General features: G+C 73.2%; 16 protein-coding genes. 3 read left to right on the top strand and 13 right to left on the bottom strand.

The annotated features are described in order from the left end of the window. Positions 1 to 70 precede the first annotated feature (70 nt). From E4P41_RS04070 to sodN, 5 genes are all read right to left on the bottom strand, one after another. Positions 71 to 550, bottom strand: a complete 480-nt coding sequence (locus E4P41_RS04070; RefSeq protein ID WP_135139591.1) for a GNAT family N-acetyltransferase — start codon at positions 548 to 550, stop codon at positions 71 to 73. Next, complete coding sequence (pssA, locus tag E4P41_RS04065; protein ID WP_135139590.1) at positions 547 to 1,374, bottom strand: CDP-diacylglycerol--serine O-phosphatidyltransferase; 828 nt, start codon at positions 1,372 to 1,374, stop codon at positions 547 to 549. The genes E4P41_RS04070 and pssA overlap by 4 nt, the downstream gene beginning before the upstream one ends. 11 nt (positions 1,375 to 1,385) lie before the next feature. Next, the gene (locus E4P41_RS04060) at positions 1,386 to 2,063 is read right to left on the bottom strand and encodes a phosphatidylserine decarboxylase (protein ID WP_135139589.1); all 678 of its coding nucleotides are present in this window, start codon (positions 2,061 to 2,063) and stop codon (positions 1,386 to 1,388) included. 232 nt (positions 2,064 to 2,295) lie between these two features. Continuing rightward, positions 2,296 to 2,709, bottom strand: a complete 414-nt coding sequence (locus E4P41_RS04055; RefSeq protein WP_135139588.1) for a VOC family protein — start codon at positions 2,707 to 2,709, stop codon at positions 2,296 to 2,298. 226 nt (positions 2,710 to 2,935) lie between these two features. Beyond that, positions 2,936 to 3,337 (bottom strand): superoxide dismutase, Ni, encoded by a 402-nt coding sequence (gene sodN / locus E4P41_RS04050; protein ID WP_135139587.1) that lies wholly within the window; start codon positions 3,335 to 3,337, stop codon positions 2,936 to 2,938. A 51-nt stretch (positions 3,338 to 3,388) separates the two neighbouring features. On the opposite strand from sodN, the gene E4P41_RS04045 reads away from it, so the two are divergent. After that, positions 3,389 to 3,787 carry a S26 family signal peptidase gene (locus E4P41_RS04045; RefSeq protein WP_245177091.1) on the top strand — a complete coding sequence of 133 codons (399 nt, stop codon included), beginning with the start codon at positions 3,389 to 3,391 and terminating at the stop codon, positions 3,785 to 3,787. Here the strand turns inward: E4P41_RS04045 and rfbC are convergent. Further along, positions 3,760 to 4,365: a dTDP-4-dehydrorhamnose 3,5-epimerase gene (gene rfbC / locus E4P41_RS04040; protein ID WP_135139586.1), complete on the bottom strand. Its 606-nt coding sequence runs from the start codon at positions 4,363 to 4,365 to the stop codon at positions 3,760 to 3,762. The two genes, E4P41_RS04045 and rfbC, sit on opposite strands and share 28 nt — an antisense overlap. Before the next feature lie 124 nt (positions 4,366 to 4,489). Here rfbC and E4P41_RS04035 point away from each other — a divergent pair, with 124 nt between their 5' ends. Then, entirely contained in the window at positions 4,490 to 5,680 is a 1,191-nt protein-coding gene (locus E4P41_RS04035; RefSeq protein ID WP_209307533.1) for an NADP-dependent malic enzyme, read from the top strand. Here the strand turns inward: E4P41_RS04035 and E4P41_RS04030 are convergent. Together E4P41_RS04030 and E4P41_RS04025 are read right to left on the bottom strand one after the other, a co-directional pair. Next, the gene (locus tag E4P41_RS04030; protein WP_135139584.1) at positions 5,670 to 6,386 is read right to left on the bottom strand and encodes a metal-dependent hydrolase; all 717 of its coding nucleotides are present in this window, start codon (positions 6,384 to 6,386) and stop codon (positions 5,670 to 5,672) included. The two genes, E4P41_RS04035 and E4P41_RS04030, sit on opposite strands and share 11 nt — an antisense overlap. 103 nt (positions 6,387 to 6,489) lie before the next feature. Continuing rightward, the gene (locus E4P41_RS04025; protein WP_209307532.1) at positions 6,490 to 6,870 is read right to left on the bottom strand and encodes a hypothetical protein; all 381 of its coding nucleotides are present in this window, start codon (positions 6,868 to 6,870) and stop codon (positions 6,490 to 6,492) included. A gap of 186 nt (positions 6,871 to 7,056) precedes the next feature. On the opposite strand from E4P41_RS04025, the gene E4P41_RS04020 reads away from it, so the two are divergent. After that, the gene (locus E4P41_RS04020; RefSeq protein ID WP_167760915.1) at positions 7,057 to 8,379 is read left to right on the top strand and encodes an acyltransferase; all 1,323 of its coding nucleotides are present in this window, start codon (positions 7,057 to 7,059) and stop codon (positions 8,377 to 8,379) included. Positions 8,380 to 8,466: 87 nt separating this feature from the next. Here the strand turns inward: E4P41_RS04020 and E4P41_RS04015 are convergent, their stop codons facing one another. The 5 genes from E4P41_RS04015 to E4P41_RS03995 form a co-directional block, all read right to left on the bottom strand. Beyond that, positions 8,467 to 8,649, bottom strand: a complete 183-nt coding sequence (locus tag E4P41_RS04015; protein ID WP_135139582.1) for a DUF6104 family protein — start codon at positions 8,647 to 8,649, stop codon at positions 8,467 to 8,469. Between the two features lie 17 nt (positions 8,650 to 8,666). After that, the gene (locus tag E4P41_RS04010) at positions 8,667 to 12,569 is read right to left on the bottom strand and encodes a multifunctional oxoglutarate decarboxylase/oxoglutarate dehydrogenase thiamine pyrophosphate-binding subunit/dihydrolipoyllysine-residue succinyltransferase subunit (protein ID WP_167760914.1); all 3,903 of its coding nucleotides are present in this window, start codon (positions 12,567 to 12,569) and stop codon (positions 8,667 to 8,669) included. A gap of 218 nt (positions 12,570 to 12,787) precedes the next feature. After that, positions 12,788 to 13,597, bottom strand: coding sequence for an ankyrin repeat domain-containing protein (locus tag E4P41_RS04005; protein ID WP_135139580.1), 810 nt, complete (start codon positions 13,595 to 13,597; stop codon positions 12,788 to 12,790). Between the two features lie 225 nt (positions 13,598 to 13,822). Then, entirely contained in the window at positions 13,823 to 14,590 is a 768-nt protein-coding gene (locus E4P41_RS04000) for an ABC transporter permease (RefSeq protein WP_135139579.1), read from the bottom strand. Beyond that, positions 14,587 to 15,609 (bottom strand): ABC transporter ATP-binding protein, encoded by a 1,023-nt coding sequence (locus E4P41_RS03995; RefSeq protein ID WP_135139632.1) that lies wholly within the window; start codon positions 15,607 to 15,609, stop codon positions 14,587 to 14,589. Before E4P41_RS03995 ends, E4P41_RS04000 begins: the two co-directional genes overlap by 4 nt. Positions 15,610 to 15,706 lie beyond the last annotated feature (97 nt).

Below are 15,706 nucleotides of genomic sequence, written 5' to 3'. Positions count from 1 at the left end.
GGGCGGGCTCGCCGACCGGGATCGTCCGGCCGAGGTCCGCGTCGCGCCCGCCCGCCCGCCGTCGAGAGGCCTACCGACGGTCGGCGGCGAAGGTCGACAGCGCCTCGTCGGTGAGCCGGAAGACCGTCCACTCGTCCATCGGCACCGCGCCGACGGCCCGGTAGAACTCGATCGACGGGGTGTTCCAGTCCAGCACCCACCACTCCAGCCGGCGGTAACCACGGTGCACGCACAGATCGGCCAGCGTGCGCAGCAGCTCGCGGCCCAGGCCGCTGCCGCGGTGCTGCGGCTGCACGTAGAGGTCCTCGAGGTAGATGCCGTGGGTGCCGCGCCAGGTGGAGAAGTTGAGGAACCACAGCGCCATGCCCACCACGTCGCCCCGGACCTCCGCGACGTGGCCGAACAGCGCCGGAGCCTCGCCGAAGAGCGCCGCGGACAGCTGCTCCTCGGTCATCCGGGCCTCCTGCGGGGCCTTCTCGTACTCGGCGAGCTCGCGGACCAGGCCGACCACGGCCGGGACGTCGTCCGGGCGGATCGGCCGCACCGTCATGTCAGCAGCTCCTTGAGGCGCGCGGGCACGAGCCGGTTCAGCGGGGAGAAGACCGGCACGAGGACCGGTGCCAGCAGGTAGCCGTAGGCCAGCACGCAGCCGGTCACCACCGGCACGAGCGCGAAGCCGACGACGACGGCCAGCGCCGCGGCGATCAGCCCGTAGGGGCGCCCGCTCTTCGGGCTGACCAGCGAGCGGAACGAGCGGAACCGGATCGTGCTCACCATCAGCAGCGCCGGGACGGCCACGATGAGCAGCACCCACAGCCGCTCCCGGCCCTGCATCTGGTCGCCGAACGCGAACACCGAGGCGAGCACGACCCCGGCCGCGCCCGGGCTGGGCATGCCGGTGAAGTACCGCTTGTCCGCCGTCGGGTCGATGGTGGTGTTGAACCGGGCGAGCCGGATGGCCGCGCAGGCCACCCAGAGGAAGCAGACGACCCACCCCGACGGGTCCCAGGCGTCGCGGCCCTCGGAGAACAGCGTGAAGGCCAGCAGCGCCGGGGCCAGCCCGAAGGACACCAGGTCGGCCAACGAGTCGAACTGCAGGCCGAACGGGGTGACCGCGCCGACCAGCCGGGCGACGGCGCCGTCGGTGATGTCGAAGACGACCGAGAGCCCGACCAGGACGGCGGCCAGCGTGTACTGGCCCCGGATGGAGACCAGGATCGCGGCGAAACCGCACATCATGTTGGCCAGCGTGAACAGGCTGGGCAGCGTCGCCAGCGCCCGTCGCCGGGTGCCACGCACCGAGCCGCGGACGAACTCGACGGTCGCCGTCCGCCGGGTCTGCAGGAAGCGGGCACCGGACGGGGAGGTGGGCACCGTCGGCCTCCTCAGCCGGCGTCGGACCAGCGGGCGATGACGGTCTCGCCGCCGCGCACCCGCTGGCCCACCCGGACGAGCACCGCGCAGTCCCGGGGGACGAAGACGTCCATCCGGGAGCCGAACTTCATCAGGCCCATCCGCTCGCCGGTGGCCAGCTGCCGGCCCACGCCGGTGCGGGTCACGATGCGGCGGGCGAGCACGCCGACGATCTGCCGGAAGACCACGGTGCGCTCACCGTCGCGCAGCCACAGCTCGCTGCGCTCGTTCCGGTGCGCCGACTCCTTGCGGTAGGCGGCCAGGAAGCTGCCCCGGCGATAGGTGCTCTCGACGACCTCCCCGTGGTACGGCGAGCGGTTCACGTGCACGTCGACCACGGAGAGGAAGACGCTGACCTGCTGCCAGCCGCCCTCGGGCGCAGGTTCCGGGGCGACACCCTCCTGCGGCTCGCCGGCGACCATGACCATGCCGTCGGCGGGGGAGAGGACGTCGCCGGGAGCCGGTGGCTGGACGTCGCAGCGCCGGTCGGGGTCGCGGAAGAACAGCGCCATGTAGGCGGACAGGAAGGCGAAGGGCCAGGCGGCCATCCGGAGGCCGCGCCGGCCGCCGGCCCGCCCGGCAGCGGCGAGCACGGCGGCAGGTGCCAGGGGGCCGGTGATGAAGGGCCACCCGGCCGGGTCGATACGCATCGAGGTCAGACGGTACCGGGCGGCGACGGTGGTCCGGCCCCGCTGCTGGGGCCCGCCGCGGCCCCGTCCCGGGCCGGCCCCGTCCAGAGGCTCGCCGAGGCCCCGTCCCGGGCCCCGTACCGAGCCGGCGAGGGGTGGGGAGGACGGGGTCCTTCCACGGTGAGGACGGGGACGCTTCTATGACGTGGGGAGGACCGGGTGCTTCCACGGGAAGGCGCAGCGGGGTCCTTCCTCAGGCGGCGGGCGTGCCGATGTTGACCAGCCAGCGCATGCCGAAGCGGTCGGTCACCTGGCCGAACGTGTCCCCCCAGACCTGCTCGTCCAGCGGGACGTCGACCTTCCCTTCCTCGGCCAGCGCCTCGAACCAGCGGGTCAGGGTCTCGGCGTCGTCCCCGGACAGGGACAGCGACAGGCGGTCGGGGCCAACGGCCTGCGGGTCGTGGCCGTCGGAGGCCATCAGCTCGAAGCCGTCCGGGGTGCGCAGGAAGGCGTGCATGACGCCGTCGTCGGGGTACTCCCCGCCGCCTCCGCCGACGTCACCGAAGGTCATCACCTCCAGCTGACCGCCGAGGACGGAGCGGTAGAACTCCATCGCCTCGCGGGCGTCGCCGGAGAAGTGCAAGTAGGGGTTGAGCCGGGCAGCCATGGAATCTCCTCCGTCCTGGAGCGGGTGTCGGGAGGCAGACCGGCCCGGGCCGAGGAACTCGTCGCCCCCGACGACGACGGCCGGCGAGCGGGCGCTCACCGGCCGTCGTCGTGCTGCGCGGCCCCTCCCGGGTTCCGCCGGCCCCGTCCGGAGGCTCGCCGCGAGCCTGCGAGCGGTGAGGAGGACGGGGTCCTTCTACGAGGGGTGGGAGGAGAGGGGTCCTCGTTCAGGCGGCAGCCTTGGTCTCCCAGAAGATCTTGTCGATCTCGGCGATGTAGTCGAGCAGCTTCTGGCCCTCGGCGGGGTCCATGCTCTGCTTCGCCGCGGTGCCACCGGCCTGCTTGGTGGCCTTGTTGAACAGCTCGTGCAGCTGCGGGTACTTCTCGAAGTGCGGCGGCTTGAAGTAGTCGGTCCACAGCACCCACAGGTGGTGCTTGACCAGGTCGGCGCGCTGCTCCTTGATCAGCACGGCGCGCTGCCGGAAGACCGGGTCCTCGTTGGCCTGGTACTTCTCCTGGATGGCCTTGACGGACTCCGCCTCGATGCGGGCCTGGGCCGGGTCGTACACGCCGCAGGGGAGGTCGCAGTGCGCGGTGGCCTCCACGGCGGAGAACATGCGGAAACGCATGGACGTGCCTCCGGTTCTGTGGTGGTCGGTTCGTCTGCGACCCTACTCCCGGTGAGCAGCAGGGACATGTCCGACGACGGAGGGCCGGCGCGAGTCCCGCCGCTGGTCACGCCCTGGGTCGTGGCCCGGGTGGCCGGCCCGTCGATGACGCCGACGGTCCGCTCCGGCGACCGGCTGTTCGTGCGCCGGGTCGGCCCGGGAGGAGCGGTCGCCCCCGGGGACGTCGTCCTGGCCCGGTTCCCCGCGCGGCCGGAGCTGCTGGTGGTCAAGCGGGTGCGCCGCACGGTTCCGGGCGGGCACTGGGTCGAGGGCGACAACCCGTTCGTCACCGACGACAGCCGCGCCTTCGGCCCCGCCGTCGTCGTCGGGCGGGTGCTGGGCCGGCTGTGGCCGCGACCGGGCCGGTTGGGCGGGCGTCCCGGTCAGCTGCCGTACCGCAGCTGTCCGTAGCGCGCCCGGCACTCCTCGATCGTCGGCAGCAGTCCCTGCTCCCGGGCCCCGGCCAGCGTGGGCGCGTGCCGGTCCTTGACCGACAGCTCGAACTCCACGTCGTCCGGCCACGGCAGGTCCAGCGCCGGGTCCAGCGGGGAGACGCCGACCTCGCGGGCCGGGTCGTAGCCGCTGGACACGAGGTAGGTCACCGAGCTCCCGTCCGCCAGCGACAGGAAGGCGTGACCGAGCCCCTCCGAGAGGTAGACCGCGCGGGGCTCCTCGCTGTCGAGAAGGACGCTGTCGTGCCGGCCGAAGGTGGGCGAGCCGACCCGGACGTCGACGACGACGTCGAGCACCCGCCCGGCCGGGCAGTACACGTACTTGGCCTGGCCGGGCGGCACCAGCGCGAAGTGGACGCCGCGCAGCACGCCGTGCGCGGACACGCTGTGGTTGGCCTGGGCCAGCGGCAGGCCGTGGCCGACCACGTCGGCCAGCACGTCGGCGCGGTACCACTCGGTGAAGCGGCCGCGGGCGTCGCCGTGCGGCACCAGGTCCAGGACGTACGCGTCGCCGACGGCGAGCTGACGGATCTGCACGCGAGGACGGTAGCCAGCCCGACCCGGGACGTCCGGCAGTGCGTCCACGTGCCGAGCCGTGTCTCCCGCATGGGGGGACGAGGCGGACGGCGACCCGGTGCGGCTGGATTACGCTCCACGGTCCATGGGCGCGCAGCAGCTGCACGACGGGACTGCCGACCGCTTCGCCGACGACCCGGCGTTCGCGGTGCACGAGGGTGGCAAGCTCGTCGTACGCCCGACCCGTCCGATCGAGTCGACCGCCGACCTGGCGCTGACCTACACGCCGGGTGTCGCCCGGGTCTCCAGTGCGATCGCGGCCGAGCCGGCGCTGGCCGACCGGTTCACCTGGGCCTCCCGCGTCGTCGCCGTGGTCTCCGACGGCACCGCCGTCCTGGGCCTCGGGAACATCGGACCCAGAGCGGCGCTGCCGGTCATGGAGGGCAAGGCCTGCCTGTTCAGCGAGTTCGCCGGGCTGTCCTCGGTGCCGGTCGTGCTCTCGACGACCGACGTCGACGCGATCGTGGAGACGGTGGCGGCGATCGCGCCGTCCTTCGGCGGCATCAACCTCGAGGACATCAGCGCCCCGCGCTGCTTCGAGATCGAGGAGCGGCTGCGCGACCGGCTCGACATCCCGGTCATGCACGACGACCAGCACGGGACGGCGATCGTCGTCCTCGCGGCGCTGCGCAACGCGGCGCGGGTGGTGGGCCGGGAACTCGGCGGCCTGCGGGTCGTCGTCTCGGGGGCGGGAGCGGCCGGGATCGCCTGCACCAAGATCCTGCTCGAGGCGGGCGTCGGCGACATCGCCGTGGCCGACTCCCGGGGGGTCCTCCACGCCGGACGGGACGACCTGACGCCGATCAAGCGCTGGGCCGCCGAGAACACCAACCGGGCCGGCTGTGCGGGCACGATGGCCGGCGCGCTGGAGGGCGCCGACGTGTACCTCGGCCTGTCCGGGGGCTCGGTGCCCGAGTCGGCGATCGCTGCGATGGCGCCGGACGGCATCGTGTTCTCGCTGGCCAACCCGATCCCCGAGGTGGACCCGGAGATGGCGGCCCGCTACGCCGCGGTGGTCGCCACGGGCCGCAGCGGGGAGCCCAACCAGATCAACAACGTGCTCGCCTTCCCCGGCGTCTTCCGCGGCGCGATGGACGCCGGCGCCACCAGCATCACCGAGGAGATGAAGTTGGCCGCGGCCACGGCGATCGCCGACGTCGTCGGCGACGACGTCCGGGCCGACTACGTGGTGCCCAGCCCGCTGGACCGGCGGGTGGCCGAGGCCGTGGCGGCGGCGGTGTCGACCCGCGCCCGGGAGCAGGGCGTCACCCGCTGAGACTGCGCAGGTCCTGCAGCACCGGGTCCACGGCCGCGCGGACGTCGGTGTTGAGGTAGACGCACCAGAGCGTCACCAGGACGAACGCGGGAGCGAGCACCACCTTCTCCAGCGCCGTCCCGGTCCGCAGCGGCGTGAGCGCCAGCCGGGAGCGGCGCAGCAGCCAGAGCACCGGCACCGGAACGCCCTGTGTGGTGAGGGCGTCACCGGCGATGTGCGTCAGCACCCCGAGCGCGACCGCCCAGGGCAGCCAGGCCGGGCCCGGACTGTGCTCCAGCAGCAGCCAGGCGCCGGCCCAGGAGAGCACCAGGTTGCCGATGACGGTGTTCTCGGCCCGTCCCGGGATGACGAAGTGCAGGGCCCGCAGCGCCAGGCCGATCGCCAGCGCCAGGAGCAGCAGGCTGGACCAGAAGGCGTTCGCCGCGGCCACCGCCAGGGCGCCGAAGGTCACCGGGGCGAGGACGGCGTCGTGGGTCCCCCAGCGGTGCCCCTGCGCCAGCCGGCCGATGGCGCCGGAGGGGACGTCGGTGACCGGGCCCCACATGTCCGAGACCGTCGAGCCGTTGTGGTCCAGGTCGGGCAGCATGGCCATCCCGCCGACGGCGGCGATCCAGGCCACCTGGGCGACGGGGCCTTCGACCGGCGCCCACGGCAGCGTCGCGGCGCCCACGGCGAGCCCGGAGAGAGCATGTGAGTGACCGAGCACGCACGAAGCGTGCCGCCGGAGTCAGGGGCCGCCACGCAACCGCAACGAGCCCGGCGTGTCGGCCACGCCGGGAGCGGCCGACGTGGCCACTTCGGCCGGAGGGTCAGGGCTGCCAGACCACGAGGACGGCAACGGCTAGTAGCAGCAGCGAGACGATCCCGGACCCGGCAGCGCGCTGCCCGCTCGCCGCAGGGCCGGGACGACCAGCCCGACGCTGACGGCCAGGGCCATGACGTGGAGCGCCATCGGCACGAGCAGCCAGGGCGTCGTCGGGCGGGATCTCCCATATCCCGAAGACGCCGAACCCGAACACCGCGACCACCAGCGAGGCCCACGAGAACACCGCCGCCCAACGGGCCAGCAGATTCACCGCCGGGCCGTTCCCGGCGCGGACGGCGCGCAACGCGATCCGCGGCACCAGCGCCATCGGGCCGATGAGGAAGACGGCGGCGACGACGTGGCGGACGAGCAGGACCGTGCCCATGGCCCGAGGCCAGGAGCCCGGACCACGGCACGGACCGCTGGGCTACGTCGGCGAGTCGGTCGGCTGGAGGGCACACGTCGGTCGGCTGGGCCGCACATATCGTGGAATCCCGTCGCATCGTCCTCGACGTGCGGCGTTCCAGGGCAGGGAGGTCGGCGCATGTCTGCCAGGACTCGAGGACCTGGGGTGCGGGAGCTGGTGGCCGCCACACCCGAGGGCCGGGAACGCTGTGTCGACCTGCTGCGTGCGGTGGCGATTCTTGCCGTCGTCGTCGGGCACTGGCTGCTCGTCGTCATCGTGTCCCGAGACGGAGAGCTGACGGGGACGAGCGTTCTGGCGTTGTGGCGCCCAGCGCACTTGATCAACTGGGTCTTCCAGGTCATGCCGGTCTTCTTCTTCGTGGGGGGCTACGCCAGCACGGCGTCGTGGACCAGCGCCCGCCGGGCCGGTACCGACGGACTTGCCTGGTTGGGCGGCCGGGTCCGTCGGCTTCTGGACCCGACAACGGCGTTCCTGGTCATCGTCGTCGCAGCAGCGGCGACGGCCCGGCTCGCGGGCGTCGATCCGGAGCTGGTCCGCCTCGCGGGGTGGCTGATGGGGATCCACTTGTGGTTCCTGGCCGTGTACGTCGCGTTGGTGGCCCTGACCCCGCTCGTCGTGCGCGCCCACGAGCGCTCCGGACTATGGCTGCCACTGGGACTGGCCGTCCTGGCCGCGCTGGTCGACCTGCTCCGTCTGGGCGGAGAACTGACGGCACTCGGCGTGCTGAACTTCGGGCTGGTCTGGTTGTGCGTCTTCGCCCTCGGTGTGGCCTGGAGAGGCGGCAGTCTGCCCGGGCCGCGTTGGCTGGCGCCAGGACTGGCCACGGGCGGAATCGTCGCCGTGGTCACACTGGTCGCGCTGGGCCCCTACCCGCTGAGCATGGTGAACGTCCCCGGCGCCGAGCTGCAGAACACCGCGCCCCCGTCGCTGGCGCTGCTCGCTCTCGGGCTCGCCCAGATCGGTCTGGTCCTGGTCGCCCGGCGAACCTTGAATCGGCTCGCCCACAGGTCAGCCGTGTGGGTGGCCACGGTTGCCGTGAACGGCACCATCATGTCGATCTTCCTCTGGCACCTGGTCGCGGCCGTCCTCGCCGGCCTGCTGCTGCACGGAACGGGGATCTATCCGCAGCCACCGCCGGTGTCCGGCGCCTGGTTCGCGCTGCGCCCGGTCTGGATCGCCGTCTGCACCCTGCTGCTGGCGGTGCTCGTGCTGCTGGTTGCGCGCTTCGAGCGGGTGTCGTCGGTGGCCGGTCCGGGCGTCGGTGACACCCCGGTCCGGGTCTCGCTGACCGTCGTCGGCCTGATCGGCTGCTGCGCCGGGCTCGTCGTCCTGACCCGCGGTGGCCTGAGCACCGACGGCCCGGCCGGAATCCCGGTCACCGGGCTGGTTCCTTACCTGGCGGGATTCGCTGCGGTGACGGCGGCGACACGGGAGCGGATCGTTCCGCCGCTGTCGCGCCGGACCTGACCGAAAACGGTGGCCCGCCGGGCCAGCACGATGCCGACGGCGCCCCCGGAGGGACCCGGCCCCCGCGCCGGGATCACCGGGGCCTGGTCACTCCTCGTCGTCGTCCGTGCCGCCGCGGGCCAGCCAGGTGGCCAGCCGCTCGACCGGCACCTCGAAGTCGGGGTGCTGGTCGACGAAGACCTGCATCTGGTCGGCCAGCCAGGCGAGGGTCACGTGCTCCTCGCCCCGCCGGCCGGCCAGCTCCTCCAGGCCCCTATCCGTGAAGTACATGGTCGGTGAAGTACACGTCAGTCGGCGAAGGCCTGCGCGACGAGCTGCTTCTGCTCCACCTCGTGGACCTTCGCCGAGCCGACGGCCGGACTGGCCGAGGCGCGGCGGCTGACCCGGCGCAGGCTGCGCCCGGTCGGCAGCTGCTCGGGCAGGTTGACGGCCATGAACTGCCAGGCGCCCATGTTGGCCGGCTCCTCCTGCACCCAGACGACGTCGGTTGCGTCCGGGTATCGCTCCAGCTGCTGCACGATCTCCTCGGCGGGCAGCGGGTAGAGCTGCTCGACGCGCACGACGGCGGTGTCGGCGCGGCCCTCGGCCTCCCGTGCGGCGAACAGGTCGTAGGCGACCTTGCCGCTGCACAACAGGACCCGGCGCACCGCACCCTCGTCCAGCGGTTCGCCGCCCACGCCCGGGTCGGGCAGCACCGGCCGGAAGGCCTCGTCGGTGAAGTCCGCGACCGGGCTGACGGCGGCCTTGGCTCGGAGCAGCGACTTGGGCGTGAAGACGACCAGCGGCCGGTGCACGTCCGACAGCGCCTGCCGGCGGAGCAGGTGGAAGTAGTTGCCCGGCGTCGTGCAGTTGGCGACGGTCATGTTGTTCTCCGCCGACAGCTGCAGGAACCGCTCGATCCGCCCGCTGGAGTGGTCCGGGCCCTGCCCCTCGAGGCCGTGCGGCAGCAGCAGGACGACGCCGGAACGCTGCCCCCACTTGGCCTCGCCCGAGCTGATGAACTCGTCGATGACCATCTGCGCGCCGTCGACGAAGTCGCCGAACTGTGCCTCCCACAGCACCAGGGCCCCCGGGTTGGCCACGGAGTAGCCGTACTCGAAGCCCAGCGCCGCGTACTCGCTGAGCAGCGAGTCGTAGACGAAGAACTTCGCCTGGTCCTCGGACAGGTGCGCCAGCGGCGTGTACTCCGCGGCGGTCTCCCGGTCGATGAGCACTGAGTGGCGCTGCACGAAGGTGCCACGGCGCGAGTCCTGGCCGGCCAGCCGGACACAGACCCCCTGCATGAGCAGCGACCCGAAGGCGAGCAGCTCGCCCATCGCCCAGTCGATGCCGCCCTCGCTCACCATCGCCGCGCGCCGCTCGAGCATCCGCTGGAGCTTCGGGTGGACGGTGAAGTCCGGCGGCAGGGAGACGTGCGCGTCCCCGATCGCCTTCATGACCTCGGGCGTGATCGCGGTGGCGACCGCCGTCGACTGCTGCGCCGGCTGGTCCATGACCGGCTGCGGCTTCGGCGTCTCGGTCGCGTCGTGGGTCTCGGCGAAGGCCCGCTCCAGCTGGTCGCGGTAGTCCCTGAGCGCCTCCTCGGCCTCCTGCAGCGTGATGTCGCCGCGGCCGATGAGCGCCTCGGTGTAGAGCTTCCGGACCGAGCGCTTGCGGTCGATGATGTCGTACATCAGCGGCTGGGTCATCGAGGGGTCGTCACCCTCGTTGTGCCCGCGCCGGCGGTAGCAGACCAGGTCGATGACGACGTCCTTCTTGAACGCCTGCCGGTAGTCGACCGCCAGCCGCGCCATCCGCACGCAGGCCTCGGGGTCGTCGCCGTTCACGTGGAAGACCGGCGCGCCGATCATCCGGGCGACGTCGGTCGAGTAGAGGCTCGAGCGGGCCGCCGCCGGGCTGGTGGTGAAGCCGACCTGGTTGTTGATGACGACGTGCACGGTGCCGCCGGTGCGGTAACCGCGCAGCTGGGACAGGTTCAGGGTCTCCTGGACCACGCCCTGGCCGGCGAAGGCGGAGTCGCCGTGCAGCAGGACCGGCAGGACGGTGAAGCCCTGCTCGCCCTTGTCGATCATGTCCTGCTTGGCCCGCGCGATGCCCTCCAGGACGGGGTTGACCGTCTCCAGGTGGGAGGGGTTGCTGGCCAGCGAGACGGCGATCTCGGCGCCCGGGCGGAGCGGGTTCTCGAACGTGCCCTCGGCGCCGAGGTGGTACTTCACGTCGCCGGAGCCCTGGACCGTGCCGGGGTCGATGTTGCCTTCGAACTCGCCGAAGATCTTGGCGTAGCTCTTGCCGAGGACGTTGGCCAGCACGTTGAGCCGGCCGCGGTGCGCCATGCCGATCGCGACCTCGTCGAGGCCGTGGTCGGTGCCGGCGATGAGCACCTCGTCCAGCAGCGGGATGACCGACTCCCCGCCCTCGAGGCTGAAGCGCTTCTGGCCGACGTACTTGGTCTGCAGGAAGGTCTCGAACGCCTCGGCGGCGTTGAGCCGGCCCAGCACGTGCTTCTGCTTCTCCCGGTCGGGCTGCTCGGCCTTGAGCTCGACCCGCTGCTGGATCCACTCCCGCTCTTCGGGGTCGGTGATGTGCATGTACTCCACGCCGACGGTCCGGCAGTAGGAGTTGCGCAGCACGCCGAGGACGTCGCGCAGCGCCATCAGCTTCTCCCCGGCGAACCCGCCCACCGGGAACCTCCGGTCGAGGTCCCAGAGCGTCAGCCCGTGCTGGAGGATGTCCAGGTCCGGGTGGCTGCGGACCTTGAACTCGAGCGGGTCGGTGTCGGCCATGAGGTGGCCGTTGCGCCGGTAGGACTCGATGACCTCGATGACCCGGGCTTCCTTGTCGATCTGCCCCTCGCGGCTGACCCGCACGTCGGGCATCCAGCGCACCGGCTCGTAGGGGATCCGCAGCGACCGGAAGACGTCGTCGTAGAAGCCGTCCTCGCCCAGCAGCAGCTGGTGCAGGCGGCGCAGGAAGTCGCCGGACTCGGCGCCCTGGATGATCCGGTGGTCGTAGGTCGAGGTCAGCGTGATGATCTTGCTGACCGCCATGTCGGTGAGCGCCTCGGTGCTCATCCCCTGGAACTCGGCCGGGTACTCCATGGCGCCGACGCCGATGATCGCGCCCTGGCCGGCGGTCAGCCGGGGCACCGAGTGGACGGTGCCGATCGTGCCCGGGTTGGTCAGGCTGATCGTGGTGCCGGAGAAGTCCTCGAGGGTCAGCTTGCCCGCGCGGGCGCGCCGGATGACGTCCTCGTAGGCGCCCCAGAACTGGGCAAAGTCCATCTCCTCGGCGGCCTTGATGGAGGCGACGACGAGGGAGCGGGAGCCGTCGGCCTTGGGCAGGTCGATGGCCAGCCCGAAGTTGACGTGCTCGGGCCGCACGAGGGTCGGCTTGCCGTCGACCTCGGCGTAGGCGGCGTTCATGTTCGGGAAGTCGTCGAGCGCCCGGACCAGTGCGTAGCCGATCAGGTGGGTGAACGACACCTTCCCGCCGCGGGAGCGGGCCAGGTGGTTGTTGACGACGATGCGGTTGTCGGCCAGCAGCTTGGCCGGCACCGCGCGGACGCTGGTCGCCGTCGGCACGGTCAGCGAGGCGTTCATGTTCTTGACGACGCTGGCCGCCGCCCCGCGCAGCGGGACCCTCTCGGGGCCCTCACCCTGCTCCTCGGCCTTGGCGGCGGGCTTCGGGGCGGCCTTGGCGGCCGGCGCGCTCGCCGTCGCCTTGCCCGTCGCCTCGCCCGCCGCCTTGCCCGTCGCCCTGCTCGCCGGCTGCTGCTGGGCGGTGCGGTCGGCGGCTCGGTCCACGACGGTGTCCTCGGTGCGCTCCTGGACGCGGCCGGCCCGGGAGGGGGCGCCGACGCCGGTGGCCGGCTGCTGGTCGGGTGCCTGCTGTCGGGCCGGTGCCTGCTGCGGGTCGGGCGCCCGCTCCGGGGCGGGGGCGGCGGTCGGGGCCGGTGCCGCCTCCGGGGTGGGCGCCGGGGCCGGGGCGACCCCGGACGGCGCGTCCCGGTCGTCGCTGGCGGACATCGGGCTGCCCGGCCGGTAGTCGGCGAAGAACTCGTGCCACGCCTGGTCCACGCTGGACGGATCGGCGAGGTACTGCTGGTACATCTCCTCGACCAACCACTCGTTGGTGCCGAATCCCGCCACCGCTGAGGAGTTGGGGGTGGAGGACGGCCGGGATGAGCTCACGCTTGACACGGGGTCGAGTGCCTTCTTCGTCGTCGGTGCACGTCTCTGGACCGGGGATGGAGTCTACGCCCGCACCTGCAGGCGGACCGGCTGAAGGACCCACCTGCCCCCCGCCACTCGCGAGCTCGCGGCGGAACCCTGCAGGAGGGCCCCTGGACGGGGCCGATTCGCACCCGGAGTCTGCGGGACCCAGGGGGCGGGGAGGACGGGGTCCTCGCTCAATCCGTGGCGCCGCGGGCCACGAGCAGGTCGGCAAGGGCGTCGTGCGTGGTCGCCCGACCTGTGTCGTCCCGGCGGCTGCGGGCCGCGGCGACCCGGCTGATGTCGAGGGCGCTGGCGCCGTCGGCCGTGGTGGCGTTGACGTCGGCTCCCGCGTCGAGCAGCTCGCGTACCACCTCGGGCGCGTCGGGCCCACCGTCGGCGGACACGGCGGCGTGCAGGGGAGAGCGGCCGGTGTCCGGCTCCCGGCGGTTGACGTCGGCGCCCGCGGCCAGGAGCAGGCGGACCAGCTCCAGCCGGCCGCCGGCCGCGGCGGCGTGCAGTGCCCCGCCGTCGGCGTCGGCGCCCCGGTCCAGCAGCGCCCGGGCGCTGCCGGCTGCGCCACCGGCCGCGGCCAGGGTCAGCAGGTGCACCCCGGTCACCGGGTCGGTCAGGGGCGCGCCGCCGTCCAGCTCGGCGCCGAGCCGGTCGACGTCGTCGAGGTAGGCCGCGCTCGCGGCGTCCACCGGCGCACCCAGCTCCCGCAGCAGCGGGACCAGCTCGGGCGCGGAGACCAGAGCGGTGTGCAGCGGCGTCCGCCGGTGCTCGGTCGGGACGGAGAGGTCGGCGCCGGCCGCGACGAGCAGCCGCACGATCTCGGCGCGCCGCTCGGCCACCGCCAGGTGCAGCGGCGTCCAGCCGCCCTGGCCGTCGCGCTCCACCGTGGTGGAGAGCAGCCGCGGCGAGTCCTGGACGGCAGTGCGGACGGCTTCGGTGTCGCCGTCGGCGATCAGGTGGCCCAGCCGCTGTGCGGTCATGCGCGTGGTCATGGGGAATCCCCGTTCCGGTCGGGAAGACAGTGCTCCGTGCGGTCAGGTTCTGCTCGGCCCCCTGCAGGTGGCAGGACCCCCTCCTCCCCACCGTCGAAGGACCCCGTCCTCCTCATCCCTCGCAAGCTCGGGATGAATCCCTCGCAAGCTCGGGATGAGCCTCTGGACGGGGCCGTCGGCGGTGCCCGGGAGGGGGCCGATGAGTGGGGGGCAGGGGGTCCTCGTTCAGACGACGTCGCGGCGGACGGCGAGCAGGGTGCCGAGCACGGCCGCCACCAGACCGTAGCCGAGCAGCAGCAGGCCGCCCTGCCAGCGTTCCAGCAGGTCCAGCGTGACCCCCGGCGGCCCCCCGGCTGTGGTGGTCAACGCGCGCAGTGCACCACCGGGCAACCACCTGAAGACGTCGACGGTGGCCTGGAAGGAACTCAGCAACGGCTCGACGACGTACAGGTAGACCAGCGCGCCGACGATGGCCCCGACCTGGTTGCGCATCAGCGCACCCAGGCCCACGCCGATGACCGTGTAGACGACGATCGCCAGCCCGGCGAAGACGAGAACCTGCAGGTTGTCGCCGGTCAGGGACGGCGCCGCGCCGCGCGCGCCCGCGTAGACGGTGACCACGGTCGCGGTCACCGCCGTCACCAGCAGGGCGAACGGAACCCCGGCGAGCCCGTACGCCAGCAGCTTCGCCACCACGACGCGGCCGCGGCGGGGTGTGGTGAGGAAGGTCGGCGTCGCGGTGCGGTGCCGGTACTCCTGGGTCATCCCGATGATCCCGAGGATCAGCGAGAGGACGGCGGCGTTCGACGCGACCGCCAGGGCCAGCTGCTCGAACTGCGCCGTCCCCACCGGAGGCGGGCCGCCGGGCTGGCCCGCCAGCCCGGTGACCAGGGCGGCGGAGCCACCGGCCAGGAGGCAGGCGCCGGCCAGCAGCCCGATCCACACCCGGGTCGTGAACAGCTTGGTCCACTCGGCGCGGACGAGCGCGGTCACCGGGCGCCTCCCTGAGGCGCGGCGTACTGCTCCTGGCCGGCGGTGAGCCGGAAGTACAGCTCCTCGAGGCCGCTGGTCTCCGCGCGCAGCTCGTGGAGCTCCACCCCGGCCCGGAAGGCCTGCGCACCCACCGCGGCCGGCGTCGTCCCGGTCACGGTGACCAGGTCGTCGTCCGGCGGCACGAGCGTGAACCCGGCCGCACCGAGGACCTCGGCCAGCCGGCCGGCCTCCGGGCTGCGGGCGAGGACCGCCCCGCTGCCCTGCGCGCCGGAGCGCAGCTCGGCCAGCGATCCCTCGCGGACCAGCTGCCCGGCCCCGACGATCACCACGCGGTCGGCGGTCTGCTCCATCTCGGCGAGCAGGTGGCTGGAGACCAGCACGGTGCGGCCCTGGTCGTGCGCGAGGTGACGGAGGAATCCGCGCAGCCAGTGGATGCCCTCGGGGTCCAGCCCGTTGGCCGGCTCGTCGAGGACGAGCACCGCCGGGTCGCCGAGCAGCGCGGTGGCCAGGGCCAGCCGCTGCCGCATGCCCAGTGAATAGCCGCCGGCGCGGCGCCGGCCGGCCTCGGCCAGGCCGACCTGGGCGAGCACCTCGTCGGCGCGGGAGGGCGGCAGGCCGGCGGCCCGGCAGTACACCCGGAGGTGGTTGCGCCCCGACCGCGCCGGGTGGAACGCCGTCTCGAGCACCGCGCCGACGGTGCGGACCGGCGCCGGGAGGGCGGGATAGGGGACGCCGTCGAAGGTGGCGGTGCCCGCGTCGGGCCGCTCCAGGCCCAGCGCCATGCGCAGCGTGGTGGTCTTGCCGGCCCCGTTGGGGCCGAGGAAGCCGGTGATGGAGCCGGGCTCGACGGTGAAGCTCAGGTCGTCGACGGCGCGGACGGCGCCGAAGCTCTTGGTGAGGCCGCGGACCTCGACCCGTACGGGGCCGCGGTGGGGGCTGCTGCCGGGCTGGATGGCGCTCTCCTCGTCGTCGGCCGGGCGACGCGTCCATCCAAGCGCACGGCCCGGCGCCGCCGGCATCCCCACCCGCGTGTCGGGACTGCCGGAGCGTGACCCCGGGCACACCGGTGACCACCGTGTTCGGTAGGTTGCCCGGTCGGGCGGGGAGCCGGCCCTC

It is taken from the genome of Geodermatophilus sp. DF01-2, assembly GCF_004571065.1.
Lineage (GTDB): Bacteria > Actinomycetota > Actinomycetes > Mycobacteriales > Geodermatophilaceae > Geodermatophilus.
The sequence above is the reverse complement of the archived record's forward strand: the minus strand, read 5'-3'. Positions and strand labels throughout refer to the sequence as shown.

Coding starts and splice junctions, on each gene's coding strand:
- E4P41_RS04070 (WP_135139591.1), bottom strand. CDS start 550: ATGACGGTGCGGCCGATCCGCCCGGACGACGTCCCGGCCGTGGTCGGC.
- E4P41_RS04060 (WP_135139589.1), bottom strand. CDS start 2,063: ATGCGTATCGACCCGGCCGGGTGGCCCTTCATCACCGGCCCCCTGGCA.
- E4P41_RS04055 (WP_135139588.1), bottom strand. CDS start 2,709: ATGGCTGCCCGGCTCAACCCCTACTTGCACTTCTCCGGCGACGCCCGC.
- sodN (WP_135139587.1), bottom strand. CDS start 3,337: ATGCGTTTCCGCATGTTCTCCGCCGTGGAGGCCACCGCGCACTGCGAC.
- E4P41_RS04035 (WP_209307533.1), top strand. CDS start 4,490: ATGGGCGCGCAGCAGCTGCACGACGGGACTGCCGACCGCTTCGCCGAC.
- E4P41_RS04025 (WP_209307532.1), bottom strand. CDS start 6,870: ATGGGCACGGTCCTGCTCGTCCGCCACGTCGTCGCCGCCGTCTTCCTC.
- E4P41_RS04015 (WP_135139582.1), bottom strand. CDS start 8,649: ATGTACTTCACGGATAGGGGCCTGGAGGAGCTGGCCGGCCGGCGGGGC.
- E4P41_RS04005 (WP_135139580.1), bottom strand. CDS start 13,597: ATGACCACGCGCATGACCGCACAGCGGCTGGGCCACCTGATCGCCGAC.
- E4P41_RS03995 (WP_135139632.1), bottom strand. CDS start 15,609: ATGCCGGCGGCGCCGGGCCGTGCGCTTGGATGGACGCGTCGCCCGGCC.